Raw genomic sequence first — 26,340 nt, 5'->3', positions numbered from 1 at the left:
TTCATGAGCCTTGTAAACCGCAATCTGTTGCTGGGAGGGCGTACACGTGAAGCCTTTCGTATCCCTGATCCGCTGCGTGCGGGTTTGCCGGTAATGTCTTTTGGAACGGCGCTAATGCTGAGCCTGGTGCTGCAGTCACGCCAGGATGTGGAGCAGCTGCCTTACCGGATCACGCTGCTTGCGTTCATTGTTTATTTTGCGCTGCATTTCCTCCTGCGTGGCAGGATCAGCAGCCGGAGATGGAAGCAGGTGCTGAACAAATCCCCTTTTTATCTGGTGCTGGGGTTCGTGCTGGCAGGCTGGGATGTACTGACTACGAAGCTGGACGTGCTGCCGCTGCCGTTCGTTCCGGGATTGGCCCAGATTCTCTCGGTTATGGTCAATGATGCGCAGATGCTGCTGATCAGTACCGCATACTCATTGCGGCTGCTGGTGATTGGATTCGTGATTGGCAGCCTGATCGGGATTGTGCTGGGGGTGCTGATCGGCTGGTACCGCAAGTGGAGCTACTGGCTGTTTCCGGTGCTGAAAATAATGGGTGTGGTACCCGCAACGGCGCTGATTCCCATAGTGATGATTCTGGTCCCGTCCAGCTTCTATGCAGCAGTGCTGCTGATCGTGATCGCGGTATGCTTTCCGGTGGCTTTCATGACCAGTGTCGGGATTGCCAATGTGCAGAACACGTATTTCGAAGCGGCACGGACGCTGGGGGCGGATGAACGTTTTCTTATTTTCAGAGTGGCTATTCCCGGGGCGATGCCATCCATCTTCAGCGGGATCTATACGGCGACGGGGATATCTTTTGCCACGCTGGTGGTGTCCGAAATGATCGGAGCCAGGGCAGGGCTTGGCTGGTACATTAACTGGGCCAAAGGATGGTCTGATTATGCCAAGGTGTATGCCTCGATCATTATTATGGCGGTGACCTTCTCTATCGTAATGGCCATTATTTTCAGAGTCAGGGACAGGGTGCTCAAGTGGCAGAAGGGGCTGGTGAAATGAGCCGGAGGGATATCGTAGGAGGGACATCAGTGGAAGCTGTTAAGGCGGGGGAGCCGGAGTCCTTTCAGGAGGTCAGCGGTGCTGTGAGTATCCGCAAGGTGAGCCGCAGCTATGAAGAGGATACGGGACGCAGGGTGGAAGCGCTCAAGGAGGTGGAGCTGGAGATTGAATCCGGCAGCTTCGTCTCCTTCATCGGTCCCAGCGGCTGCGGCAAAACAACGCTTATGCGCCTGATCGCCGGCCTGGACGAGTGTGCAAGCGGTGAAATCACACTGGATGGCGAGCGGATTCAGGGGCCGCATTATGAGAGGGGTTATGTATTTCAGCAGGCAAACCTGTTTCCGTGGATGACGATCCGCGAGAACATTGCCGCTGGGCTGAAGGCCCGTAAAGTCTACCAGGAGAACCGCAGGAAGCCTGATGAATTCATTAGCATGGTCGGGCTGGACGGCTTCGGCAATGCCTATCCCCATCAGGTATCCGGCGGCATGGCCCAGCGCGCCTCGCTGGCCCGCGCGCTGATCAACCAGCCCAAGGTACTGATGCTGGATGAGCCGCTGGGGGCGCTGGATGCTTTTACACGGATGAATCTGCAGGATGAACTATTGCGGCTGTGGAGGCTGCACGGCACAACAATGATCCTGGTTACCCATGATGTCGATGAGGCGGTGTATCTCAGCGACAGGATCGTCATTATGTCGGCAAGGCCGGGACAGATCAAGGAGATTATTGAGGTGGAAATGGAGCATCCCCGTGACCGGGGCAGCTCGGAGTTTGTCTTTTTGCGCTCCCGGATTCTGGAGACCCTGCATTTTGCCGGCAGCAGCGCAAGTCTGGAGTACTATCTGTAGGCCATCCGGCCGCGACAAGGAAAGGGAGAAGAACATGAGCAAAGTGAATTTGAACACCCCCGAGGTTCCGGTCCGTGAGCTCCGGCTGGGGTCGATTACCGGGTTCTCCGGCACTGCCGCAGGCCTGGTAAGCTGCTCGAACGCCGGGGGCCTGAAGGACGGTTCCCGCTCCTTCAGCCAGTGCATGGGCTGCAGCTCCGGCAATGCTTTTTGTCAATTATCAATGATTACAGACGCGGCGATGGTGAATCATGCGCCTGTAGGCTGTGCCGGAGATTTCTTCGGCTATAACTTCGTCTACCGGGTAGGACAGATGGAACGTGATCTTCCTCCGGTGATCGGCAGATATTTCAATACAAATATTGAAGAGATGGATACTGTATTCGGCGGGGCACGGAAGCTGGAGGCGACAATTCGGCTTGCTTTTGAACGGGCGAAGCCGAAGGCCATCTTCGTAACCACCTCCTGTGCTTCGGGAATTATCGGGGACGATGTGGAGAGCGTGACGAATAAAATGACCCGGGAGCTGGGCATTCCCGTGGTCACCTGCTTCTGCGAAGGGTTCAAATCAAAGATCTGGACTTCGGGGTTCGACTCCGCTTATCACTCCATCGTCCGCAAGATCGTTAAGCCGCCGGAGAAGAAGACAAACAAAGTAAATATCATCAACTTTTGGGGCAGCGATGTGTTCTCCGGTCTGCTGAACAAGCTGGGTTATGAGGCGGATTATATCGTTCCGTTCTCCACAGTAGCTCAGCTGGAGCGGATCTCGGAAGCTGCAGCAACCATTCAGATCTGCCCGACACTGGGCACATATCTGGGAGCAGCGCTGGAACAGGTCTACGGTGTGCCGGAGATCAAAGCACCGGTTGCGTATGGCCTGGCAGGAACTGATGCCTGGATGCGGGAGCTTGGCCGGGTGCTGGGCCGTGAACAGGAGATCGAGGAGATCATCGCTGTAGAGAAGGCCGCGGTTCTGCCGAAGCTGGAAGAATACAGAGCCAGGCTGACAGGGACGACCTGCTATATCACGGCCGGTTCGGCACATGGTCATGCCCTGATTGCGCTTCTGCGCGAGCTGGGCATTGATGTGCAGGGAGCGGCGATTTTTCATCATGACCCGGTGTACGATAATGGCGATCCGGCTGCAGATATGCTTGATCATACGGTCAAGACCTATGGGGATATTCCAAATTACAATGTCTGCAACAAGCAGGCATATGAACTGGCGAACATTCTGAACCGGGTGCGGCCCGATCTGATGATTGCCCGCCATGGGGGCATGACGCATTGGGGAGCGAAGCTTGGCATTCCTACGCTATTAATCGGGGATGAGCATTTCAGCTGGGGGTATCAGGGACTGCTGAATTATGCCGAACGTATCCTGGAAACGCTGGATAATAAGGAGTTCGTGACCAATTTGGCCAAACACAGCACCATGCCCTACACCAAATGGTGGATGGAGCAGCCGCCGTATACTTTCCTGGGAGGCAACGTTCATGTCCAAGCTTATTGAACAGCCGCGCTACTCCTGCGCGCTTGGCGTACAGCAATCGGTGATCGCCATCCACCGCGCTGTTCCTGTAGTCCATGCCGGACCGGGCTGCAGCACCAAGATCCATGGATTTCTGGGGCAGGGGGAAGGCTATGCGGGCGGAAGTACGATTCCCTGCACCAATTCCAGTGAAGCGGAGATTGTCTTCGGCGGGGAGAACAAGCTGCGTGGCGTGATTGACGGAGCCTTCAAGGTGATTGATGCGGATCTGTTTGTGGTGCTTACCGGCTGCACCTCGGATATTGTAGGGGATGATGTGGGACAGGTGACCCGTGAATTCCAGGCAGCAGGCAAATCGGTGGTCTATGCTGAAACCGGCGGATTCAAGAGCAATAATTATGTCAGTCATGATCTGATTATCAAGGCCATTGTTGAGCAGTATGTCGATAAATTCGCTGCCGACAAAACCTCTGTCATTCCGGGACTAGTCAATCTGTTCGCTTCGGTGCCTTACCAGGACCCGTATTGGATCGGGAATCTGCAGGAGCTGAAGCGTATCCTGACCGGTATCGGTCTTAAGGTAAGTGTGCTGTTCGGACCGGAGTCCGGCGGGGTAGAGGAGTGGCTGAGCATTCCCCGGGCCGAGTTCAACATCGTGGTGTCCGCCTGGCCCGGACTGAAGAGTGCTGAGCTGCTGGAGGCTAAATATGGCACACCGTTCTATCATTTTCCTTATCTGCCTGTCGGCGGGATAGAGACCGGCCGTTTCCTACGGGAAGTCGCAGATTTCAGCAGTCTGGACAGAGCGGCGGCGGAAGCTTTTATTGCAGATGAGGAACGGAAATTCTATGCCCATATTGAACGGACTGCAGATTTCATGCTGGAATTCCGGTATGGCCTGCCCCGGGTGTTCTATACGATGCTGGATGCATCTTACGCGGTCGGACTTGCCAAATACCTGCTCAATGAGCTGGGTATTCTGCCGGCACAGACGCAATATGTCGTGGATAATACACCGGAGGAATACCGCGCTGCGATTGTGGAACGGTTCCGCAGCATCTCCTCCAGGCGTTCGGCCAATGTGGAGTTTGTGGAGGACGGAGGCGCTATCCAGGAGGCGATCCGGCTGGGTAAACCCGCGCAGCGTGCGCTTATTCTGGGCAGCGGCTGGGAACGCGATCTTGCCGCCGAGCTTGGGGCCGATCTGTTGCCTGTCAGTGTGCCGATTACCTACAGACTGATTCTGAACTGCGGGTATGCCGGATATAACGGCGGTCTGCGGCTGATTGAGGATATATACGACCGGGTGCTGGGGACGTACCGGTGAAGTTTTCTTCCGGGTGCAGCATAACGCATTCATAGACAACCGGTTTTTTTGAAATGGCTATGTTGAATTTGGTCAAAAGGCGGTTTATCGAGCTATGGCTCGGGTCAATATTCGGACTCCCGGCCGCTTTCCCCGGAAGGGGCTTATATGCTGAAGCGGACTGAGTCATCCTCGAAGTTAAAGCCCTCCTTTGCGGGGGGAGCTTGTCTAGAACATGCTCCAGTTACCCTTCAGGCGGGCATGGCGCTCTGCGCGGTACAGGATGTACCGGGTGCAACCGGCAAGCAGAAGACTGCCCGCCACCAGAACGGTCAGCGCCAGCCACCAGACCCGGCCGGTAGTGCCGTATAATGCTCCGCGTACCAGAATCAGGCTGTATGTCACCGGGAACAGGGCGGACAGCCCCGTTGCCCACGCCGGGAAGACGGCAGGAGGAATGCGGACTCCCCCGAACAACTCCATCGGAGTCTGAAAGATATAATAGAGAAATGAGGATTCCCGGGAGAACAGCGACACCGCACTTAGCATTGCCCCCCAGATGATAGCGGCAATTACAATCAGCAGCAGAGCAAGGATTAGCGCCGGCCAATTCACGGACGCAGCGTCAGCGACATACACAAACGTCAGAATGGAGAAGGCCGCGAACATCCATATTCCATGCAATAAGGAATAGAGGGAACGTCCATACAGAAAGGCTATTTTGGATGCCGGAGTCAGGAAGACGGTCTCGACAGTACCGTCCTTACGCTCCTGCTCAAAAATCCAGGCAGCTTCCACCACCGTCCAGAACAGCTGGAATACTAAGTAGCCGCTCAGCAAAAACAACGGGATACGTTCATCCGGGATGATCCGCGATAACACAGAGCCTTCCCCGGTCCGGTAGGGCTTCATCGTGTAATAAGAGGTCAAGAAGCTGATGATAGGCCAGAAGAGCAGGGAGAAGAAGGTTGCCCGTCCCTTCCGGCGGTTTCTGTGCTGCTTCGTAAGTTCAGCGGCAATTGTCATCCATAGGCCGCCGGGTCTCATGAGGCCCGCTCTTCCGAGAGGAGGATAATGGCATCCTCTAAGGTAGGCTTTTCGCAGGAAAAGCTGTGGATGTGCAGACCGTGATCACTCACCCAGGGAAGCAGCTCTGTAATCAGCCTGTCCGCTGCAGGCGTTTGTACAGAGATTCTATAGGTCTCATTAGGGCTGGAAGAGAGTAGTCCGGCAACGTGTTGCCCGCCCGCCAGTTGCGCCGGATGACCCAGTGCTCCCAGATGGGCAAGCAGCAGCGGCCGGAGGCACTCGTCCCATCCGCTTACATCCAGATGCGCGGTCTGCGAACCGGCAATCTGCGAGACGATAGCCTCCGGTTTGTCGCAGAGCAGCAGCTCGCCGCGGCGCAGTATATACACCCGGTCGCATAGCTCTTCAACCTCCTGCAGATAATGGCTGGTCAGCAGAATGCCTTTGCCTTGTTCCTTGGCGAGCTTCCGTACCGTTCCGCGCAGCTGCCGTGCAATGGGTGCATCAAGCCCCAGTGTAGGTTCATCAAGGAATAAGTAAGCCGGATCATTGATTAATCCGCGGGCGATCTGCAGCCGCTGCTTCATCCCTTTGGAGTACTGCTCGACCGGCTGGTCAGCCGCTTCAGCCAGTCCAACCTCCTCCAGCAGCCTGCTGCTTTCCCGGCGGATTGCCAGGCTGCTGAGTCCGTACAGCCTGCCGAAATACTCCAGGTTCTCCCTGCCGGTTAGCCGCCAGTACAGCATCCGTTCACCGCCGGGAATCATGTTCACCTTCGATTGGATAGCTTTCCGGTTATCATCCATGGAGAGTCCATCCACCTCTATACTCCCCGAAGTCGGATCGAGCAGGGTGGAGAGCATGCGGATGGTTGTGGTTTTGCCTGCTCCGTTCAGGCCGAGCAGTCCGACAACCTCACCCGGTTCAATGGTTAACGACAATGCCTTGACAGCGGTGTGAAGCTTGATTTCAGAGCGGAACAGGCCAAGCCTGTTTTTGGTCTGATAGATTTTGGTAACCTCATTCATGCGGATCACTTGGACATCAGCCTCTCTTATTTAGAATTTCTCGAATAAACGGCGTTCCACCCTGGAGATGCACCATAACCCTACTGCAATATAGACCAGACTGAGCAGAAGTGCTGGCAGGAGGTCTGTCAAAGATACCGTCTTCCCGGTCAGCAGAGCGCCGCGCAGTAGCTGGAGCGAAGTGGTAAGCGGGAAGATCTCCGCTGCCATCTGCAGGAACCGGGGCAAATACTGGCGCGGGAACTGGAACCCGCAGAGCAGGGTTGTTACGGTGAACAACGTATTCTGCACGATGTATGTATCACGTGTAAGCAGCATCACACTGCCCATCACCAGTGCCATTGCATAGGTAGACAGGATAAAGAGGAAGGCTCCGGCCAACACAGACAGCAGATGAGGGGCCGGGAGCCGTAAGCCGGCCAGAATGCCGAAAGCGAGAACAGCCGCCAGGATCAGCCCGCTGCGGTAAAATTGCTGCACGGCCGTTCCCAGGAAATAGCCGTTCCTGCTGGAAGGCGAGAGCAGCAGCGCCTCAAGTGTGCCTTCCCTCCATTCGGTGATTAGCGACCTGGAGACATTCATCATCATGCTGACGCAGAAAATATTCAAAGTGCCGCCGATGATGGCGAATGCCAGATAGTTATGAGTTCCGGTATAAAGGGCGAATTTGTCATCCAAATCCCCTTGAATCAAATAAACATACGAGAAATATGCGACCAGGACCAGATAGGCTCCTTCAATAATGTGGCCCAGAGTGAAGTTCCAGGGAAACGCTCTGAGGTTGGACCTCTGGTTTCTTACGGCGGTTGCAATGGCGGTTTGCCACACGGGCGGACATCTCCTTAACCTTTAATTCAGCTCTATTGTTCAAAATACTGCCTTTGCAGAACAATCAAGCTGTCAAACGCCTCCTTGTTGCTGGAGTAGAATAAATAATTCCCCTTGCGCTCATAGCTCACAAGACCCGCTACACTCAGCAGCTTCAGCTGCTTCGATACGGCAGCCTCAGAGATGCCTAGCACCGGAGCGAGCTGCTTCGTACAGTGCGGGCCCTGCCACAGCAGTTTTAAAATGCGCAGGCGCGTAGCGTCGCCCAGTCCCTTGAACTGCCGCAGAAGATCCTCCGGAGGCGCCTCGCTGTAGGGAAGGCCGGGAATGTCGACAGTGAGCGGCAGCATAATCGTATCCCCGGACCAGTCCATCAGCAGATGGGGGAAGATGAAGGTCGAGGGAAGCACATAGATCAGCTGAAGCTGGTCATATACAAACTGGTAGGTGACCGCTTTTTGCGCAGTTATCGATCCACCGGCAGCCTGCAGCCGGGGATGAAGCGAGCTAAGCGCCTGTTCCGCAGAGCGGGAGACATAGTCCTGAAACTGTGCTGCAGCAGTATAGACCCATGGCTGGATAAACTCCCATTCCTTGCGGAAGTAATCCCGTTCATAGATTTCCAGGGTTGTGAACAGTTCTATCCGGACGGCATCGAGATGCTGCAGCAGGTAGCGAGCAGGTTCATCCGGCGGACTTACCGATTTGCCGCTCCCCGGCAATATACCTTGCTGCCACGCCAGAATCGTACCCAGAGAGATTCTGCCGTTCAGCAGCATATGGATCAGCTCCGCATCCGGAAGAGCCTTAAGCTGCCGGATGCCATCCAGACTTGACGGGAAGGGACCTCTGCGCACGGTAAACGAAAGACTCAGCCAGCCGTCCGTGAACTGGCCTATGACGTGTATTCCCTGAACCAGAGAGGCGGGCATCCCTTGGAGCAGCCCGTTTGCCCAATAGAGCCTCTTGGGGTGATGCTCCGGCTGGTGGAGAACATGGAGGCTGCACAGCATTTCATGATAGGGGCAGACTACCGTTTTGATTTTGCGTTGCAATTGTTGGAGTGAGCTCATCTCTTTCCTTTCCGATTAACCAAATGGTTAATCAAAAACCACTTTCGCGTAAAGTGTTCAATATTATAGATACAACCCGGGAAGTTGTCAATGCGTTATTTAAGAAAAAAAAGGCAAACCAGCCAGCTGGGTACCCTCAATGGAACTCAGTTGGCTGGTTGCCTTTTCTAATTAAGTTTATATGCTGCGGGACCGGAACACAGTGATGGCGCCGGACCACTTCAACATGGTGGACTATCTGGACTACCTGGGGATGATAGTAATCTTCATATACGACCTCTGTAGGATCTGTAACCGTATGACTATCCGCTACCTAGATTAGGAACGTTTGTAGATCTCACGCATGACATGGCGCAGTTCGGGAAGGATCAGCCGCTCCATGGCCAGCTTGACTGCTCCGGTGGAGCCGGGCATCGAGAAGACTGCCGTACTGGCAATTGTGCCGGCGATAGCCCGGCTAAGTATAGCTGCAGAGCCGATATCTTCCGTGAAGCTAAGCAGCCGAAAAATCTCACCGAAACCCGGAAGCGACTTATCGAGCAGTGAAGCAACAGCCTCATAGGTCGTATCGCGGGGGGATATACCTGTTCCTCCAGTCAGCAGTACAGCTTCTATGCCGGAATGGACGGAGCTTTTATAGACCAGTTCGCGGATATCCTCATAATCATCCTTGACGATGGTGCGGCCGGTAACGGTGTAGCCCGCTTCCTCCAGCATATTCTGAATCAGCAGCCCGCCGGTGTCGGTCTCCAGGGTCCGGGTGTCCGAGACCGTAATGATATAACAAGCTACTGAATCGGGGGCTTCACGCCGGTGTTCTTCTACGGATGTCATGCGAACCAGCTCCTTTTGTCTATAATGAACGCTTTATAACCCCCATGATAGGGGATGAAGCCGGCAATGACAAGTTCTTGCAGCAGCCGCGGCTGCTGAAGGGCAGTCTTGCACAGAGGCGGCCATTGTAGTACACTCGCTACCATAACTGATTTTTGCGGGGAGCGATTGAACTTGGAACAGTCATTACCAGTTTACATATTGTCTGGATTTCTCGGCAGCGGCAAGACTACATTACTGCAGCGGCTGCTGGAGCATTGGAAAACGCAAGGCCTCCGGCCGGCGGTAATCATGAACGAGCTTGGCGAGGTTAATCTGGATGGTCTGCTGGTAGAGCAGTCTGTGCCGATGGCAGAGATGCTGGGCGGTTGTATCTGCTGTACCAGCCGGGGGGATTTAAGTACAGAGCTGACCACTCTGGTCAAAAAAGAATCACCGGATGTAGTCGTTATTGAAGCGACCGGCGCAGCTAATCCGCTGGAGATTGTGGATGCGGTTACCGAAACCTCACTGTATCAGCAGGTGGAGCTGAAGGGGCTGATCACGGTCGTCGATGCCGCCCATCTTCTGGAGCTGTACCGTTCCCAGCAGGGGGCTACCTACCGCCTTATGCAGGAGCAGATCCGCTGCGCATCCGTGCTTATTCTGAATAAGACGGACCGGATCAGTGCAGAAGAGGCTGAAGAGATCACGGTTGTGCTGCGCAAATGGAATGCGTATGCAGAGATAATGCCCGCTGTACGCTGTGAGCTGGAGCCGGAAGCCCTGCTCGGCAATATCGGTGGAGTCTATTCGGAAGAACGTGGTGTAACAGAAGAGAATGAGCATAGTGAACAGGATGGCGATGCCAGGCAGATGCATGCTTCGCATGATCATGTGATGGCGTACACGCATTATTTCAAGAATCCCGTGAACAGCGAGGCCTTCGAACGGTTTGTTAAGGAATTGCCGCGTGACGTCTACCGGGCTAAGGGTATAGTATCCTTTAACGACACCTCCAGCCGGTTTTTGTTTCAATATGCCTACAGAGAAGCGGATTTCATGAAAATCACCCCCCAGGGCGAAGTGCCTGATGTTGCCGTATTTATCGGTGAACATTTCTCTTCCAGCGGGCTGCGCACGGAACTTCTGCGGTTGGAGAAACGTCTGCTAGCAAGACCGGCTGCCGTCAAAAGAAGCCTGTAATACCTTCCCCTGAATCCGGGGGATTGGTTCGTTCCTTTTCTTGCAGGTTAATACATAGGCATACCCTATAATAATTGCAGGAGGTTTAAGGCTATGACCCGAATTCAATATCAGGAATGCATTGATGCTTGTATGAAATGTATGGATGCCTGTAACTATAGCTATGTCTCAAGCCTGAAAGAATATGATTTGGCAGCACTAAGGGAGACCATCCAGCTTGACCGCGAATGTGCTGATATGTGTTCTTTCGCCATCCAGGCAATGACCCGGCAGAGCCCGTTCGTGGTGGAGATTCTCCGGTTATGTGCTGATATCTGTGAGCGCTGTGCGGATGCGAGCAGCAGACATGAGCATATACACTGTCAGAAATGCATCGATGCCTGCCGCAGTGCGGCAATGGCCTGCAGACTGGTAAGCGGAGCTGTTGAGGTATACGCATAATACAAATTTAAGCACTTCCTTATATAAAAGCAGGGGCCAGACAGGTGCGGGAATCATTCTGCACGGTTCTGGCTTTTTTGTATCCGATATTCAGTAATCTGCGAAATCCAAAAGGAGAAAAGGAGGCTTCCGGCGAATGTAGTAAAAAGAGAACTTTGGCTGTGATTCCATGCGGCCTGTGTCCTAACGTAAATTGAAGGAGGCGTTAAGCGAAATGTTCCTTCAGAGTACAGACAGAATTAATATGCCGGAAGATGCGGATGCACCGCCGCTTATTACGCTCACCCGGGGAGCCAAGCGGTATGGAGGCCGCCCGGTTCTACATGAAATATCGATGATTGTCCGCCCTGGCACGGCGACGGCGCTCATAGGCAGGAATGGCTCCGGTAAGAGTACACTGCTCTCCATTCTCGCGGGACTGCTGAGGCTGTCCTCCGGTGAACTTACATACGGCCGTCAAGGGCTGACTACGGGTTATGCGCCCGAAGCGTTTCCGGGACTGAAATTAACAGCGGAAGATTATCTGCACGACATGGGCCGTATTGCCGGGCTCTCCCGGGCGGCAGCGGTATCGCGGGTGAGCGAACTTCTGGATATCTTTAAGCTGGGAGCGTCCCGCAGCCACCCCTTGGCAGGCTTCTCCAAGGGCATGCTGCAGAAGGTCAATCTGATCCAGAGCCTGCTGATCCGTCCGCAGCTTCTGCTTCTGGACGAGCCTATGTCTGGGCTGGATCTTCCGGCACAGCATACTCTGACCGAACTGCTGCAGGAGCTGAAGTCGGAAGGGACGGCACTGGTCTTCTCCGTGCACGAGCCCCAGACCGTTGAAGCTCTGGCGGATGCCGTGTATGTGCTGCAGGAAGGGCGGATCATCCGGACAATCCATGGAGCAGAGAACCTGCGGGCGGTGCCGTCAGTTCACATCGTCTACACAGACCTTCCGCCAGTGGAACAACAGGCGGTAAAGGCGTTGCCTGGAGTGCTCCATATGCTGCCGCCAGTACCGGATTCTGCAGGTGCAGCCTGTACAGGATTGACTGTAGACCAGAAGATGTCAGATACTTGCCTGCAGCAGATTCTTGCAGCAGGCGGTTCAATTGTTTCGGTTGAACGTCTCGGGGGCTTAAGCGGTATAACAGAGTGGATGGACCCGAAGGAAGAGAATGGGAGTGGACGCGGATGAAGGCTCTCATCGGATATTTTTTGCGCAGCTACAGTGTCTCCCAGCGGTATTTCGGTCCGGTTGCCGGCATTATTATAGCCGTGTTAATCTTGTATTCCTATAAGCCTAATCCTGTAATGAACAGCTACTCCGCTACAGCAGTCTTTCTATTTGTAGCCTGCTGCTGGCTGGGGTTAAGCTTTCTGAATCATGAGCATGCGGTACAGAAACAGGTGGTTATCGTCCAGCTCCGCAGTGCCCGCCGTTACAGTATCGGCGGTATTCTTACATTGGGCCTGCTCACCTTGCTGCTGGATCTCTTTATTGTCATCTATCCGGTGGTGACCGGGAGTTTCAATGAACCGGCCGGACTGGACCGGATCCTGCTTGCTTTTACCGGACATGCTCTACTTGGTATGTTGGGTATTGCAGTCTCCCTGTACCTGCAGTCCTCGTGGGTGTCCAGAACCAGCTACGCCGCCGGCTTGATGCTCATCACAATCATTCTGTCCATCAGCGCCAGCAAGGTTGCTGAGCTGGTGCCCGGACCTGTGGTTCGGGTGCTGCTGCCGCCCGTATTTCCGGTGATGGATGCAATGATGAATGCGGATTCGCTGCCGGTGCCGACTCTGCTTGGCGCCTATGCCCACGCACTGGTATACATAATATTGCTGACCGGATTCTACATTTACCGCTCCGGCCGCATGGACTATAACAAAATAACATGAGCTGTATCCTTTGAACTTGAAGATTTACAGTTAAAGTTTCAATCTATACAGCTCAAATAAACAGATCAGGAACGGGAGGAAAGATGAAGGATACACAGGTACCGGAGAGTGAACAATCCAAAGAGCTATTTGCTTATTTCGGGCTGTCCGTTTATTATTGCCAGGCGCTGGAGCAGCAATTGACTAATCTGCTGCTGCTGACCAAGCTGTCACAGGGCAAAACGCCAACCGACGCAGAGATATCAGAATTGTATCAACGCAAGCTCAGCAATTCACTCGGCCAGCTCATCAAAGAAATCCAGCATCACTTTCCATTCTCGGAGGAAGAAACGAGCCAGCTTCAGGCAGTATGGAAAGAACGCAACCACATTGTCCATGATTATTTCAAGGAACGGATTCAAGAAACGTTCACTCCGGCGGGACGGGCCCATATGATCCGCGAATTGAAACGGTTTAAGAACAAGGCAAGCAGACTGGAGATTAAGCTGCAGGGCTATTGTACAGAGATGTACAGCAAGCTGGGTCTTGAAGAAGAGCATATCAAGTAACGCCATCCTATCAGTTCATACCAAAGAGACTCACTCTTTACGCAGAAAAACCTTGCGGATAAGAGGAGTCTCTTTACGTTGTGATGTTATTGTGGAGAGGACAGCGCGGATTCCAGCTCCTGCAGCCCGCAGGACTGGACAGTTTCCGGCGCAAACCGGATAGCGGACGCTCCGGTTGAACGGGCAAGTGAAGTAAGAGCCTTGACGAGCGCGGGAAGCATGCCCGGAACAAGCGATTCTCCGGTTTCCCACCACCAGCGGACAATGGTAAGAATTCCGCTCTTCTTATCCATCACCGGTTCAAGCCGGGCGATAAAGCGGTCGCCATATAGAAGGGGGAGTACGTAATAACCGTATTCCCGCTCAAGCACCGGCTTGTATACCTCCCAGCGGTAATGGAAGCCGAACAGCTGGCGGATCAGCTCTCTGTCCCACAGCAGGTTATCGAGCGGAGCCAGCGCCGCTGCGAATGTAATCTCTTGTGTACCAGTGCCTGTATCAGCGGCATCATCCAGCCGCAGTACCGCTTCCAGCTCCGGGGCATCGGCTGTCCGCATATACAGCGGGAGCTTGATGCCCTCGACCCGTACCTCGCGGAGCTTATCGCTTAGCAGCAGGCGCTGCACGGCTGCTGTCCGCTCCTTGCTCTTCAGGCCGGAGATTCCGAGCCAGCCGTCCCCGGATTTGTTCCATTGCAGCCCGATGCTGCCGATCCGTCGCAGCACATACCAGTCATGGTGCTGATCCATAGTTACATTCGGATCGCTTGCACTGAGCAGTCCGGCCGGCAGCAGCTTAGCCGTAAAATCATAATAACGGCGGGTATGCACCCGGTGGTGAATGGAGAGCTCTCCCCAGAAATACATGCTCTCCATCGCTGCCCGGGATAGTCTCGCCGGAGCCCAGGACCAGTCGATCTTCTCTTTGCTCTCCAGATCGAGCGAAGAGAGCGGACCCCGCGAGTTCAGCTCCTCACGGACATGGGTGACCATGGCAGCCATAGCTTCATTGTCCTGATGCCTGGCGGCGGCTTCTCTGCGCCTCTGGAAATAAGGCCAGTCCTCTGTGCAGTAGATCGACATATTCTTGTCCCAGCCGTCAATCAGCAGCCTGTCCTTATAGAGCAGCTCCGTGGCCATTTCCGGCCGGAATCCCGGGAGTCTGGCCTGCAGCACAAGCTCATGATTATGTCCGGCTATACTGAGCGGATCATATTGAATACAGCCCACGTGGCGGACGAACTCGTGGATGCTCATCTTGCCCTCCTTCAGTCCTCCCGTGACCAGCCGCTGGTGACACAGCAGGAACAGCCGGGCTTGCCGCTTGCTCAGACTATAGGTCATCAATCCTTCACCCCATCCCTATGTATTGCTTTCCATTATACGGAACAAATGTTCTGAACTCAAGCGAAAGAACCCCCCTGAAGCTTCTACAGCATCAGGGGGGCTTGTTAATCAGCAGAGAGGCTGGCTGATCCTCAAAAGATTAAATCTGCTCCAGTGACGGACGCAGTCCGGCAGCGGAAGTGGAAGAGGAGACTGGGCCTGAGGCAAGTGCCTCTACCCCGTTTCCGGCACCGGCACCCAGCTGAAGCTGATACATGCGGAAGTAACGTCCGCCCAGCGCCATCAGCTCATCATGGCTGCCCCGTTCAACAATCTCGCCCCGGTGCAGCACCAGAATCTGGTCTGCGCTGCGGATGGTGGACAGCCGGTGGGCAATGATGAATGTGGTCCGGCCCTTCTTCAGCACCTCCAGCGCCTGCTGGATGATGCTCTCCGTTTCGGTATCAATGTTGGAGGTCGCTTCATCCAGAATCAGAATCGCCGGATCGAACGACAACGCTCTGGCGAAGGAGATCAGTTGCCGCTGGCCGGCGGACAATGTGCTGCCTTTCTCAATTACCGGTTCGTCAAAGCCTTGCGGCAGATGGGACAGCAATTTGTCAGCCCCTACTTCACGCAAAGCACGCTCTACACGTTCCCGGCTGATGCGTTCATCCCCGAGACTGACATTCGAGGCAATCGTTCCGGTGAAGAGGTAAGGGTCCTGCAGCACAATGCCCATATGGCTGCGCAGCCACTGTTTCGGCAGATCCTTGACCTCCTGCCCGTCAATAGTGATACTTCCGGCTTGCGGATCATAGAAGCGGAACAGCAGATTGATGATCGAGCTTTTGCCCGAGCCGGTATGACCGACCAGAGCGACAGTCTCGCCCGGACGCGCTTCGAAGGAGATATCGCGCAGGACGAAGTCTTTTTTGTAGGCGAAGGATACATCCTTGAAGACAACATCACCTTTATAACGCGGCATCGAACCGTCGGTTACCGGCTCACCAGGCTCATCCATAAGCGTGAAGACGCGCCCTGCGGATACCATCGAGCTGTCGAGGTTCGCCAGCTGGTTGACCATTCCTGTAATCGGCTGGAACATCCGTCCCAGTACGTCAACGAAAGCGTAAAGGACACCCAGGGATACAAAGGTTGAACCGTCGAGACTGCCGAAGCCGAAATACCACAGCACGAGCACGAAGGAGAGACTGCGCAGGGAGTTCACCAGGTTGTGGGACGTGAAGGCATTCAGGTTAAGCATTTTGTTCTGGTATTTCAGATAATCATCATTCAGCTGTTCGAATTCGCCACTACTCTGCTTCTGGCGGCGGAAGATCCGGATAATGGACATCCCTTGAATGGATTCATTGATAATGGCATTGATCTCACTAAGGCGTGAGCGGATGATCGTATTGTATTTCGTTGCAATCTTGCGGTAGAGCACAATCCAGACAATGATAATCGGTACGATGAACAAGCTGACTAGCCCCAGCTTCACGTCCAATAGGAAAAGCGCAACATATACACCGGTGATATTAATAATCCCTGTTGCGAAGTTGGACAATACAGCAATGAACAGATCCTTGACCGCTTCCGTATCATTGGTGACCCGGGACACCACCTTGCCCGCAGGCAGATTATCGAAGAAATGCACCGGGAGGCGCTGGATATGCGCATACACGTCCGTCCGCAGCTTGCGGATGACCTGGTTAGCTGATGATTGCAGCCAGTAGGTTTTGCCGAACTCCGCAATTATGGAGATGACCAGGAACATGGCGTATAGAGCGACCAGTTTATAAATCCCGGGGAACTCTGGTTTGTAAAATGAAAACAGGTCATCAGCTGACAGTCTGACGGCCGGATAGACCGTCGCCTGATCGCCATATTGGATGCGCAGGTTCCCGTCCGAGAAACTCCGTTCGCCTTCGGTCTGGGCTACAGCTTCATTTATAAAATAGAAGCTTCTGCCAGCCTGAAGCAGGCGGATTTCCTGGCCTTTGACTTCATCTGCGGCAAACCGGTCACCGCGCTTGTAATAGTTGTTGTTATATTCAGCAGCATCTTCAGGCGAAGCAGTCTGGAAATAAGGCTTCTCAATTGCGAGCAGGTGATTGTCAATCATACTCTTGGCGATGAAAGGCCCCGCCAGTTCAGCCGCTACCCCGATGGTGAGGAGCAGAAGGGCTGCTATGAATGTTTTTTTGGCAGTCAGTGCGTACTGCAGCAGACGTTTGCCTGTACTCTGTGTCAACGGTGACACCTCCTATATTTCAGAACATTATAATGATAATGGAAATGGTGCACGTTATAACTTATTTTTTGGTTATTCATTCGTCAGGTTATTCTCAACCTGCTGACGGTCGAACTGCTCACGGTACCAGCCGTTCAATTCAAGCAGCTCCTGGTGGGTACCCCGCTCCGTAATATGTCCTCCGTCAAGCACCACGATCAGATCGGCGTGTTCAATAGCCGAGAGGCGGTGGGTGGAGATGAGCGTGGTTTTACCGCTGCGCTCTTCACGGATGTTCTCGATGATCTTGGCTTCTGTCCGCGCGTCAACAGCAGACAGTGCATCATCCAGAATCAGAATATCCGGATTAGAGATGAAGGCTCTGGAGATCGAGACACGCTGCTTCTGTCCTCCGGACAGGGAAACACCGCGTTCGCCAACCATCGTGTCGAGCCCGTCGGATAAGGTGCCGAGGTCATTTTGGAATGCTGCAGCCGTTATAGCCTGCATAATGAGTTCATCGCTGGCTCCCGAATGGCCGAACTGAATGTTCTCGCGTACCGATTTGGAGAACAGAATCTGCTCCTGCGGTACATAGCCCATCCAGCTGTGCAGCTGATCCAAGGCAATCTGCCCGATCGGAACACCTGAGATCAATATCTCACCCTGGCCGGTCGGATATTCATGCAGCAGCTGTTTCAGCAGGGTCGATTTGCCGCTGCCGGTCCGTCCAACCACACCGAGTGTCTGGCCCTGCGACAAGGAAAGGCTGACTCCGCTCAGGTTGTCGATGGTTGAGGTCGGATAGCGGAAGGTCACATCCTTCAGTTCAATAGATGACGGATGTTCTACCGGGGTTGGATGAGGAACATCCTGCACATCAGGTTTGGCATGCAGTGTCTCATCGATCCGCTCCAGCGAGGCGCCGCCGCGCTGCATAATGTTAATCAGCTCGCCGATGGCGAACATCGGCCAGACAATCATGCCGAGATACATATTGAAGGAGACAAGATCTCCAAGTGTGATCTGATTGCGGAAGACCAGATAGATTCCGTAGGTCAGTGCAATAATATAACTGAGGCCTACGCAAAAGCGGATAGTCGGCTCGAAGAAAGCATCGACCCGGGCTACGGCCATATTCTTGCGGTATACATCTTCGGTGATATCAGAGAAACGTTTCTCATCCTGGCGTTCCTGCACATAGGCACGGATAACGCGGATACCGGATACGGATTCGAGCACCTGATCGTTCATGTCCCCGAAAGCATCCTGCGCCAGACTGTAGCGGTCGTGAATGGCTTTGCCGTAGAAGACCATAGCTATCGCGATCAGCGGAAGCGGGATAACTGCGGCAAGTGTCAGCTTCCAGCTGACCAGGAACCCCATGGCGAACAGCACTACTGTCAGATAGACTGTCGAATCGACGAGGGTCAGCATACCAAAGCCTACGGTAGCCGATACCGCACGGATATCATTGGTGGCCCGGGCCATCAGATCACCGGTGCGGTTGCGCTCGAAGAAAGCCGGTGTCATCGTCATGAGATGATTCATGAAGCGCGAGCGCAGCAGGCGCTCCACCAGGTTTGAACCTCCGAACAGCTTGTGCATCCATATGTAGGTGATCCAGTAAATAATCAGCAGCATGAGCACGATCATGCCAATATATTTCATCAGTGAACCTGCAGTAATGGCGCCGCTGACAATATCGTCGATGGCGTTACCGAGGAGACGGGGAGGCAGCAATTCAAGCACACCTACCACAATTAGCAGTATAAGGCCTATAGCATAGCGCCTTTTTTCCCGGCGGAAGAACCAGCCGAGATCGCGGAGAACGGAGAACAAGGGAAATCCCTTCCTTTCGTGTTGAGAATGTTGTTTGCCGGCTTGGGTAAGGAAATTGTGGAGCTTCAGGACAATGGATAACTCTCTCAAAGCATGCAAAAAAGCGTACCATCCGAAAACGGATGATACGCCTGTCATTTACGACTATCATGTCCACGGTGCTTGTCGCAGCACAGAGACATGGAAGAGAATTGCTTAGCCTGAATTCATACGGTACGCGTAACACGCATGATACTCAGGAATTATCCATTACTCGGGCTGCTTCGGTATTCAGTTGTGTGGATTTGCCGACAATAGTTAGGAAATATGCTGGAACAATAGTAAACACCGCGCTCACCCTTTCTTTGATTTGGTAATAACTTGAAGACGCTTCGTTATGTTCCGAGTTTATCATCCACCTTCAAGGATTGTCAAATGTAATTTTGAACAAATTGCGAATAAGCTGTATGATAAAATATACTTAAGTCATTTGGAGTATTGTGTTTTGTCAGTAGACTTGAGATATGCGGGAGGAGTGGAGAGATGAACATGTTAATTAGCCCGGAAGCTGCCGCCTGGTTCAAGAGAGAGCTGAGCCTCCAGAATGGAGCGTATGTCCGTTTGTTTCCCCGGTATAGCTCAGGGGGCGGATTGCATCCCGGATTCTCGCTGGGAATTGCTACAGAACCGCCGGGCCGTCCCGCTGTTCAGTTCGAGCAGGGAAGCCTTATTTTCTATATGGAAGAGCAGGATCTGTGGTACATGGAGGGGTATAGCCTATCGATTGTCTATTCGGAGGCTGAGGATGATATCGAATATAAGTATGAGCCTGTGCCGGTCGCCGGAGGGGTAAAGGAATAACCCGGAAGTGAGGAATGGCGCAGGCCCCGTTACGGTGAAAGATGTAAAAATCCCTTGCCAAGTGGCAAGGGATTTTACGTGAGAACGCATAGCGGATAGGCATTCTGCCTACATCAGCTGCTGCGGCTTCAGGGTGAGCTGCGGAATGTTTCTTCTTCCATCGCGAACTCGAAATCATCAATATCAAACACCTGCACCGGCACTCCGCCTTCGATGATACGCTGAATCAGCTCGAATTGGTCGGTGAGAATCGGTACCTGCTCACGCTGGGAGGCCAGCAGCAGCTCCGTCTCGATTGGATCAAAGGTTTCCCCGTAGGAAGCGTTGTCGAGGCTGTTGATGATGGTAATCTGCGCCTGTCCGCCGAGCAGAATGCCGGAGCTTTTGGCCCACGGGACATTGAGACAGCGGTTGATCTTCTTGGAATTAAGCGGTTCCTCGAAATAGTTGATCAGCTCGCGGATTCTCAGCTTTACATGCTGGTCATCGTCAGCGTGGCTCATCACCGGCTCATCACTGTCCCGTAGTTCGTACAATTCCATAATAGTAGTGTAAGGCACTATATATTCTACAGGGCTCCGCGGTGCGAGAAGCTGGCCGTAAATCGCCATCATGACGGCTTCCGTCACAAATTGTCTGGGCATCATTATCCTCCTGGATTTCAGGTACTGCGATCGTAACTAATAAAATTATAAAAACACTGCGGAGCGCAAATGTCAACAGTGTCCGGGTAAACCAATTAACGGGAAAGGGCGTAAGAGGCTGTGAAACAATGGAAATCTTATTATACCTTCGTACGGCCTTACATGAAATGGATAGTGCTCACATTAATTATCGGGATGATCAAATTCAGTATTCCGCTGACGCTGCCGATGATTTTGAAGTATGTAGTAGATGATCTGCTGGGCAATCCTGCGTTAACCATTGCTGACCGGGTGTCCAAGCTGATGATCGTTCTCAGCGGCGCATTTGTGCTGTTCGTGATTATCAGAGGTCCGGTAGAGTATTACCGCCAGTATTTTGCCCAACTGATTACAAGTAAGATCCTCTTCGATATGCGCAATAAGCTGTACGGACATATGCAGCGCCTGTCGCTGCGTTATTACCAGAATACCAAAGTGGGCGAGGCGATCTCAAGATTTATTAACGATGTGGAGCAGTCGAAGAATCTGGTTGAGGTCGGAATGATGAACGTCTGGCTGGATATGTTCACCCTGCTCTTTGCACTAGGGTTCATGTTCTACCTGAATCCGGTGCTGGCGCTGGTCTCGATTGCGATTCTGCCGCTGTACGGCATTGCCGTGAACACTCTGTATAAGCGGCTCAAGCTGCTTACCAAGGACAGGTCCCAGGCGCTTGCAGTTATTCAGGGCTACTTACATGAACGGATTCAGGGAATTGCGGTGATCCGCAGCTTCACCATGGAACGGGTGGACCAGCAGCAGTTCAAGGATATTAACGGCAGATTTCTGGAAAAAGCGATGGCGCAAACGCGCTGGAACGCTTTTACCTTCGCGATTATCAACACCTTGACGGATATCGCGCCGCTCCTCGTTATTGGATATGGAGGGTACCAGGTGATCCAGGGTAATCTGACTCTGGGGACCTTCGTAGCCTTCTTCGGATATTTGGACCGCATGTATGCACCACTCCGCCGCCTGATTAATTCCTCGACTGTGCTGACCCAGGCTTCGGCTTCGCTGGAGCGGGTGATGGAGCTGATGAACGAGCCTTATGATATCGTAGACGCCCCGGGGGCGAAGCCGCTGCTGGCACCCGCAGGAGAGATTGAATTCAGCGGAGTATGGTTCAAGTATAACGATGAGAACGAGTGGGTGCTGCGCGATATTAATCTGCGTATTGCTCCGGGGCAGACGGTGGCTTTTGTCGGGATGAGCGGGGGCGGCAAGTCCTCGCTCATCAGCCTGATTCCGCGGTTCTACGATATCAGTGAAGGCAGCCTGCGGATGGACGGGCAGGATATCAGAGGGCTGACCCAGGAGAGTCTGCGCAAGGCAGTGGGCATGGTGCTGCAGGATAACTTCCTGTTCAGCGGCTCCGTGCGGGATAATATTCTGTTCGGTAATCCACAGGCAGGGGAGCAGGAGGTCATTGCAGCGGCGGTGTCGGCTAATGCCCATGATTTCATCATGCAGCTGCCGGAAGGCTATGATACGGAAGTGGGAGAGCGCGGAGTGAAGCTGTCCGGAGGCCAGAAGCAGAGAGTGGCGATAGCGCGGGTATTCCTGAAGGACCCCAAAGTGCTGATTCTGGACGAAGCCACCTCAGCGCTGGATCTTGAATCAGAGCATCTGATTCAGCAGTCGCTGCAGGCCCTCTCCTCAGAACGGACTACACTGATTGTGGCTCACAGACTGTCTACCATAACCTATGCCGATCAGATTGTTGTTCTGGAGAACGGGGCCGTTACTGAACGCGGAACCCATGAACAGCTGATGGCGCTGGAGGGAAGCTATGCACGACTGTTCAATGTGCAGCGGCTGGATGGTTAACAGGGTCCCCAAGCGACAGCAGGGCGCAACTCATTAGGCAGGACAACAAACAGGCTGCATACTCACCCGATTAGGTGAAGATGCAGCCTGTTTCATCTTTGCGGCGGGGTTCAGATTCGTCCAATCAGCAGCGACAGGATACCGGCCGCAATCAGCGGACCAACCGGAACGCCTTTGAAAAAAGCGACGCCGATGACGGTTCCAATCAGCAGTCCGGCCACAATGGTCGGCTGGCTGCCCATAAGCACCGCGCCGCGTCCGCCGAGATAGGCGACGAGAATCCCGATTCCGATTGCGGCCAGCGATTTCCAGTGCAGGAACGATTGCCCGATCGTCTGCAGCGAGATTTTACCGCTGGCCAGCGGTGTCATCACTCCGATGGTCAGAATGATGATGCCAACGGTAAGCCCGTATTTCTCCAGCCAGGGAAAAGCCTGCTGCAGGCCCAGTACCCGTATCAGCAGCAGAACGACCATGGCAATCGTGACCGGAGAATTGCTGCTGATAACCCCCAGTGCGGCCAGACCCAGCAGCAGTAACGAGGTCATATCCATAGCTTAGAAGCACTCCTTCTCTAAGAAAGCCTTTTGCTCATAATATGATCGGCAATCAGTTTGCCGTGCCCCCGACCGCTCTCGATGAATACCTCATTGGCGTTCCGTCCGGACGCGATAACGCCTGCGACATAGATACCGGGAATATTGCTCTCCATCGTAGAAGGATTGAAGGCAGGTTTATCGAGGGAATCATCCATCAGCACACCTGCCGAGGATAACAGGGTTCTGCTCGGACGGAAGCCGGTCATGGCAAGGACGAAGTCATTATCAAGGATGCGGGTCTCCCCGCTGCCTGCCGTGACGACTGCAGAAGACGGGGTGATTTCCGTTACCCGTGACTCCAGATGGAGAGTAATGTTCCCTTTCTGGACCATGCTCTCAAAAATCGGACGCACCCATGGCTTAATATTCTCCGAAATACTGCTTCCACGGTAGACCATATCCACCTTGGCACCGACCCGGATAAGTTCCAGAGCGGCATCAACCGCCGAGTTGCTTCCCCCGATAACGGCAACCTTCATGCCGGAATACGGATGGGCTTCACCGAAATAATGGGTTACTTTGGATAGCTCTTCCCCGGGAATCCCGATCATATTCGGCTGGTCGAAATAACCGGTTGAAATGACTACATTCGCGGCGCTATGGTGCTGCTCTTCTCCGCGCTTGTTGCGTGTATGTACGATGAAGCTGCCATCCTCCTGCGGCAGAACGGACAGTGCCTCCTCATAGGCGGCGATATCGAGGCCATGCTGCGCGGCAGCGCGGCGGTAATAGACCAGGGCTTCATGGCGGTACGGCTTGTCGTTCGGGGAGGTGAAGGGCACATCTCCGATTTCAAGCAGCGGGGTTGTACTGAAGAACTGCATATTCGTCGGATACAGGTAAATAGAATGGACAATAAAGTTCTTTTCAATGATCAGGCTGGAGAGCCCCTGGCGCTGGCATTCTATAGCTGCAGACAGTCCGCAGGGCCCCGCACCGATAATAATAACGTCTTTCATAATAGCTGCATCCTTTCGGGTAAGTATTCTTTTCAGTAAATGGTACCTTATATTTTAGATTTTTACCATTCCCCGGTGTTTCCAGTAACAAGAGCATTGCTCAAACGTTGAAAAAGGTATATAATTAGATATATATCTAAACGCAATGCAGCAGATAAGGTATGTATTTTCGTACAACAGCGTTTATGAATGTTCAAATGTCCATAGGAGCGTGTTCCGATGCAGTTAGATAAAATTGTTGCTTACCATAAAGCGTTGTCCGATCCGACCCGGCTGCGGATTCTGCTGCTTTTGTCCAAAGGCGAGGTTCACGGACATGCGCTGGCCGAGAAGCTGAACCTGTCACAGCCCACCGTAACCCATCATGCCGCCAAACTGCGCGAAGCTGCGCTGATCATGGAGCGCAGAGACAAGAATACCGTATATTTCAAGCTGAATCCTGAGTTTATTCAGGCAGGCTCAGAGGCCTCGCTGAAATTTATTTTTGCCAAGGGGGTGGAAGAGATGGAGGAAGAGTCGCCGGAGAGCAGTCTGAAGGAATCGGTGCTGCGTAATTTTTTTGCCAAGGACGGACGCCTGCGGCAGATTCCCGCACAGTATAAGAAGAAGCTGATCGCCCTGCAGTATATGGTGGAGAAGCTGGAGCCGGGTGTAGTCTATTCCGAAAAAGAGATCAATGAATTCATCAAGCCGTTTCACGAGGATTATGCGACGATCCGCCGGGAATTCATTATGCATCAATTCATGTACCGGGAGAACGAGAAGTATGAGCTGAATCCGCCGGAGTTGTGGACTCACTGGGAAAATGTCAAATAATGATCTAATAAATGGGGATTTTGTGTGACAAGTTCGAATCTGCTGATTAAATGGTTGAATAACGAATAAAATGGAATTGTAAGCGTTATCTGACATAAACTTCGAAAGGAGACTTTCAGTATGATATTCAAACGCGCCAAAAAAAATATGCCATCTGTTCATCTCACCGTTACCTTGCCGCAGATCAAGCAGGCTGTTAGGCAATTTGAAGAAGATATGCCTGCGCCGATTAACCGCACTGCTCTGATTATGGAAGATAAAAGTATTGATCTAAACCGGCTTAAACGATATTTGGGCGGGGTCCCGCAACAGAAGTTCTATATGTCCCGCGAAACCTTTGAAATCTTTGAGGAAGCTGACAAGCTGGTACCGTATTATCTCGACATGGTGCAGTCGGCTGTAGATAACTATATCAGTGACACGGGCAAGCTCCCGCTGCTTGAAGATGCCTGGCTGCCAGAAGTTCATTACCGGCTGCTCTCCACGGAACGTTATCTCAAGGAAACGCCGCCGTTCCCGCTTTACATTACGGAAGAGGAAATGATGCTTACGCATCGCGCAGAGCATTTTGAATCTTAAGCGTCCCGGACCTGATCTGAAAATAGAGGCCATCCTGTGAAAGAAGCGTTTGTTCTTCTTAACAGAATGGTCTTTTCTTTGTTCCCCGGTGCATAGTACAATGAATTTCTGGTGTGGGAATCATTGAAATTGATGAAATAAGGGGAACGAAAGAATGAAGGAAGTACAAGCCCTACTGTTTGACCTCGACAATACGCTGATGGACCGTGATCAGACCTTCCGCAGCTTCAGTATGAAATTTGTACAGGATTTCCTCGGACACCTGAATGAGGATGAAGCCGGCCGGGTGGTTGAAGATATGATAATCAGAGATGCTGACGGCTACCGTGATAAGGATGGCTTCTTTGCAGAACTAAGCGAAGTTCTCCCTTGGCAGACAGTGCGGTCGGCAGAGGACATCCGGAAATACTACGACGAAACCTATATACACCACGGGGCAATCATGAAGCATGCAGTGGAGACACTGGAATATTGCCAAGGCCGCGGCTATCCGCTGGGACTGGTAACGAATGGCAGCAGGGATATTCAATATGGCAAAATTGATCTGCTCGGCCTGCGTCCCTATTTCCGTACCATCGTAATTTCCGGTGAAGTCGGAATCAGCAAACCGGACCCGCAGATTTACCGGCTGGCCTTGGAACGCCTGGGTTCAACCGCAGACCAGACCCTGTTCATAGGAGACCATCCGGTGAATGATATCTGGGGGGCAGTCCGGGCCGGAATGGATACCATCTGGCTGAAGCGTAACCATGCCTGGGATGAGTCGCTGAACGTGCAGCCGATTGCCACCATTCATGAGCTGAATGAGCTTGAAGGCATTATTTAATTAGATTTTGTTAAAAAATTCAAGAGAGCCTGTTGACAAACAGCAGATGGTGCGTTTATCATAACAGCATATTAGTTCGGAAGGAGACGATGTCAAATGACAGTTTATACCGTGTTATCAGGATCAGTTGCAACTGTTGTGGATACGTGTCTTCCGGGAACAGCGGCTGTGGAATAAGATTCCCAGCTTAGCAGGTAAGCTCTAACATGCCTTTTAGAGCCGCCGGGAACCGTATCGGTTCCGGCGGCTTTTTTGCGTGCATCGGCCAGCTTTATATTCATGCGCTTGAATGTAA

The 26,340-nt window shown here is 53.0% G+C and carries 26 protein-coding genes; 14 read left to right on the top strand and 12 right to left on the bottom strand.

What is annotated here, in order from left to right:
* The first annotated feature begins 3 nt into the window (after window positions 1-3).
* Genes QW71_RS23570 through QW71_RS23555 form a run of 4 tightly spaced genes read left to right on the top strand, consistent with a single transcriptional unit; the run spans window position 4 to window position 4,675 of the window.
* Window positions 4-1,002, top strand: coding sequence for an ABC transporter permease (locus QW71_RS23570; protein WP_052770149.1), 999 nt, complete (start codon window positions 4-6; stop codon window positions 1,000-1,002).
* A gap of 29 nt (window positions 1,003-1,031) precedes the next feature.
* Window positions 1,032-1,853 (top strand): ABC transporter ATP-binding protein, encoded by an 822-nt coding sequence (locus QW71_RS23565; RefSeq protein WP_047013935.1) that lies wholly within the window; start codon window positions 1,032-1,034, stop codon window positions 1,851-1,853.
* Between the two features lie 34 nt (window positions 1,854-1,887).
* Complete coding sequence (locus tag QW71_RS23560) at window positions 1,888-3,369, top strand: nitrogenase component 1 (RefSeq protein ID WP_039304673.1); 1,482 nt, start codon at window positions 1,888-1,890, stop codon at window positions 3,367-3,369.
* Entirely contained in the window at window positions 3,353-4,675 is a 1,323-nt protein-coding gene (locus tag QW71_RS23555) for a nitrogenase component 1 (protein WP_039304672.1), read from the top strand. Before QW71_RS23560 ends, QW71_RS23555 begins: the two co-directional genes overlap by 17 nt.
* A 207-nt stretch (window positions 4,676-4,882) precedes the next feature.
* Here QW71_RS23555 and QW71_RS23550 read toward each other — a convergent pair whose 3' ends face one another.
* The 5 genes from QW71_RS23550 to QW71_RS23530 all read right to left on the bottom strand — a co-directional run bounded on the left by QW71_RS23550 (window position 4,883) and on the right by QW71_RS23530 (window position 9,446).
* On the bottom strand, window positions 4,883-5,701 hold the full coding sequence (locus QW71_RS23550; protein ID WP_039304671.1) for an ABC transporter permease: 819 nt from the start codon (window positions 5,699-5,701) through the stop codon (window positions 4,883-4,885).
* Entirely contained in the window at window positions 5,698-6,711 is a 1,014-nt protein-coding gene (locus QW71_RS23545; protein WP_039304703.1) for an ABC transporter ATP-binding protein, read from the bottom strand. The genes QW71_RS23550 and QW71_RS23545 overlap by 4 nt, the downstream gene beginning before the upstream one ends.
* Before the next feature lie 30 nt (window positions 6,712-6,741).
* Entirely contained in the window at window positions 6,742-7,539 is a 798-nt protein-coding gene (locus QW71_RS23540) for an ABC transporter permease (protein ID WP_039304670.1), read from the bottom strand.
* Window positions 7,540-7,571: 32 nt separating this feature from the next.
* Window positions 7,572-8,612, bottom strand: coding sequence for a metalloregulator ArsR/SmtB family transcription factor (locus tag QW71_RS38190; RefSeq protein ID WP_083442688.1), 1,041 nt, complete (start codon window positions 8,610-8,612; stop codon window positions 7,572-7,574).
* Between the two features lie 318 nt (window positions 8,613-8,930).
* On the bottom strand, window positions 8,931-9,446 hold the full coding sequence (locus QW71_RS23530) for a molybdenum cofactor biosynthesis protein B (RefSeq protein ID WP_039304669.1): 516 nt from the start codon (window positions 9,444-9,446) through the stop codon (window positions 8,931-8,933).
* A 174-nt stretch (window positions 9,447-9,620) separates the two neighbouring features.
* Here QW71_RS23530 and QW71_RS23525 point away from each other — a divergent pair, with 174 nt between their 5' ends.
* The 5 genes from QW71_RS23525 to QW71_RS23505 all read left to right on the top strand — a co-directional run bounded on the left by QW71_RS23525 (window position 9,621) and on the right by QW71_RS23505 (window position 13,510).
* A complete protein-coding gene (locus tag QW71_RS23525; protein WP_039304667.1) occupies window positions 9,621-10,631 on the top strand; it encodes a GTP-binding protein in 1,011 nt (336 codons plus the stop codon).
* Between the two features lie 93 nt (window positions 10,632-10,724).
* Complete coding sequence (locus QW71_RS23520; RefSeq protein ID WP_039304665.1) at window positions 10,725-11,072, top strand: four-helix bundle copper-binding protein; 348 nt, start codon at window positions 10,725-10,727, stop codon at window positions 11,070-11,072.
* Window positions 11,073-11,286: 214 nt separating this feature from the next.
* Window positions 11,287-12,255 carry an ATP-binding cassette domain-containing protein gene (locus QW71_RS23515; RefSeq protein WP_052770147.1) on the top strand — a complete coding sequence of 323 codons (969 nt, stop codon included), beginning with the start codon at window positions 11,287-11,289 and terminating at the stop codon, window positions 12,253-12,255.
* Entirely contained in the window at window positions 12,252-12,962 is a 711-nt protein-coding gene (locus QW71_RS23510) for a hypothetical protein (RefSeq protein ID WP_039304663.1), read from the top strand. The genes QW71_RS23515 and QW71_RS23510 overlap by 4 nt, the downstream gene beginning before the upstream one ends.
* 83 nt (window positions 12,963-13,045) lie before the next feature.
* A complete protein-coding gene (locus tag QW71_RS23505) occupies window positions 13,046-13,510 on the top strand; it encodes a hypothetical protein (RefSeq protein WP_039304661.1) in 465 nt (154 codons plus the stop codon).
* Between the two features lie 86 nt (window positions 13,511-13,596).
* Here QW71_RS23505 and QW71_RS23500 read toward each other — a convergent pair whose 3' ends face one another.
* The 3 genes from QW71_RS23500 to QW71_RS23490 all read right to left on the bottom strand — a co-directional run bounded on the left by QW71_RS23500 (window position 13,597) and on the right by QW71_RS23490 (window position 18,913).
* Window positions 13,597-14,853 (bottom strand): winged helix-turn-helix domain-containing protein, encoded by a 1,257-nt coding sequence (locus QW71_RS23500; RefSeq protein ID WP_047013934.1) that lies wholly within the window; start codon window positions 14,851-14,853, stop codon window positions 13,597-13,599.
* Between the two features lie 142 nt (window positions 14,854-14,995).
* Window positions 14,996-17,092 (bottom strand): ABC transporter ATP-binding protein, encoded by a 2,097-nt coding sequence (locus tag QW71_RS23495; RefSeq protein ID WP_152679839.1) that lies wholly within the window; start codon window positions 17,090-17,092, stop codon window positions 14,996-14,998.
* 72 nt (window positions 17,093-17,164) lie between these two features.
* Window positions 17,165-18,913: an ABC transporter ATP-binding protein gene (locus tag QW71_RS23490; RefSeq protein ID WP_039304656.1), complete on the bottom strand. Its 1,749-nt coding sequence runs from the start codon at window positions 18,911-18,913 to the stop codon at window positions 17,165-17,167.
* A gap of 522 nt (window positions 18,914-19,435) precedes the next feature.
* Here QW71_RS23490 and QW71_RS23485 point away from each other — a divergent pair.
* Window positions 19,436-19,753 (top strand): HesB/YadR/YfhF family protein, encoded by a 318-nt coding sequence (locus QW71_RS23485; protein WP_039304653.1) that lies wholly within the window; start codon window positions 19,436-19,438, stop codon window positions 19,751-19,753.
* A gap of 128 nt (window positions 19,754-19,881) precedes the next feature.
* On the opposite strand, the gene QW71_RS23480 is transcribed toward QW71_RS23485, so the two are convergent.
* Window positions 19,882-20,397, bottom strand: coding sequence for a hypothetical protein (locus QW71_RS23480; RefSeq protein ID WP_039304650.1), 516 nt, complete (start codon window positions 20,395-20,397; stop codon window positions 19,882-19,884).
* 120 nt (window positions 20,398-20,517) lie between these two features.
* On the opposite strand from QW71_RS23480, the gene QW71_RS23475 reads away from it, so the two are divergent.
* Complete coding sequence (locus QW71_RS23475) at window positions 20,518-22,266, top strand: ABC transporter ATP-binding protein (protein WP_039304648.1); 1,749 nt, start codon at window positions 20,518-20,520, stop codon at window positions 22,264-22,266.
* A 110-nt stretch (window positions 22,267-22,376) separates the two neighbouring features.
* Here QW71_RS23475 and QW71_RS23470 read toward each other — a convergent pair whose 3' ends face one another.
* Both QW71_RS23470 and QW71_RS23465 read right to left on the bottom strand, forming a co-directional pair.
* Window positions 22,377-22,820 carry a DUF441 domain-containing protein gene (locus tag QW71_RS23470; protein WP_039304646.1) on the bottom strand — a complete coding sequence of 148 codons (444 nt, stop codon included), beginning with the start codon at window positions 22,818-22,820 and terminating at the stop codon, window positions 22,377-22,379.
* A 20-nt stretch (window positions 22,821-22,840) separates the two neighbouring features.
* The gene (locus QW71_RS23465; RefSeq protein ID WP_039304643.1) at window positions 22,841-23,824 is read right to left on the bottom strand and encodes a YpdA family putative bacillithiol disulfide reductase; all 984 of its coding nucleotides are present in this window, start codon (window positions 23,822-23,824) and stop codon (window positions 22,841-22,843) included.
* A 219-nt stretch (window positions 23,825-24,043) separates the two neighbouring features.
* On the opposite strand from QW71_RS23465, the gene QW71_RS23460 reads away from it, so the two are divergent.
* From QW71_RS23460 to QW71_RS23450, 3 genes are all read left to right on the top strand, one after another.
* Window positions 24,044-24,640 carry a metalloregulator ArsR/SmtB family transcription factor gene (locus QW71_RS23460; RefSeq protein ID WP_039304641.1) on the top strand — a complete coding sequence of 199 codons (597 nt, stop codon included), beginning with the start codon at window positions 24,044-24,046 and terminating at the stop codon, window positions 24,638-24,640.
* Window positions 24,641-24,760: 120 nt separating this feature from the next.
* The gene (locus QW71_RS23455; RefSeq protein WP_039304638.1) at window positions 24,761-25,219 is read left to right on the top strand and encodes a DUF3939 domain-containing protein; all 459 of its coding nucleotides are present in this window, start codon (window positions 24,761-24,763) and stop codon (window positions 25,217-25,219) included.
* Between the two features lie 154 nt (window positions 25,220-25,373).
* The gene (locus tag QW71_RS23450; protein ID WP_039304635.1) at window positions 25,374-26,045 is read left to right on the top strand and encodes an HAD family hydrolase; all 672 of its coding nucleotides are present in this window, start codon (window positions 25,374-25,376) and stop codon (window positions 26,043-26,045) included.
* 104 nt (window positions 26,046-26,149) lie between these two features.
* Here the strand turns inward: QW71_RS23450 and QW71_RS41460 are convergent.
* The coding region (locus QW71_RS41460; protein WP_039304632.1) for a hypothetical protein at window positions 26,150-26,340 on the bottom strand (191 nt) is incomplete at its 5' end.

The sequence above is a fragment of the Paenibacillus sp. IHB B 3415 genome, from assembly GCF_000802655.2.
Taxonomy (GTDB): domain Bacteria; phylum Bacillota; class Bacilli; order Paenibacillales; family Paenibacillaceae; genus Paenibacillus_AQ; species Paenibacillus_AQ phytohabitans.
This window is presented reverse-complemented; position numbering and strand designations above follow the sequence as displayed.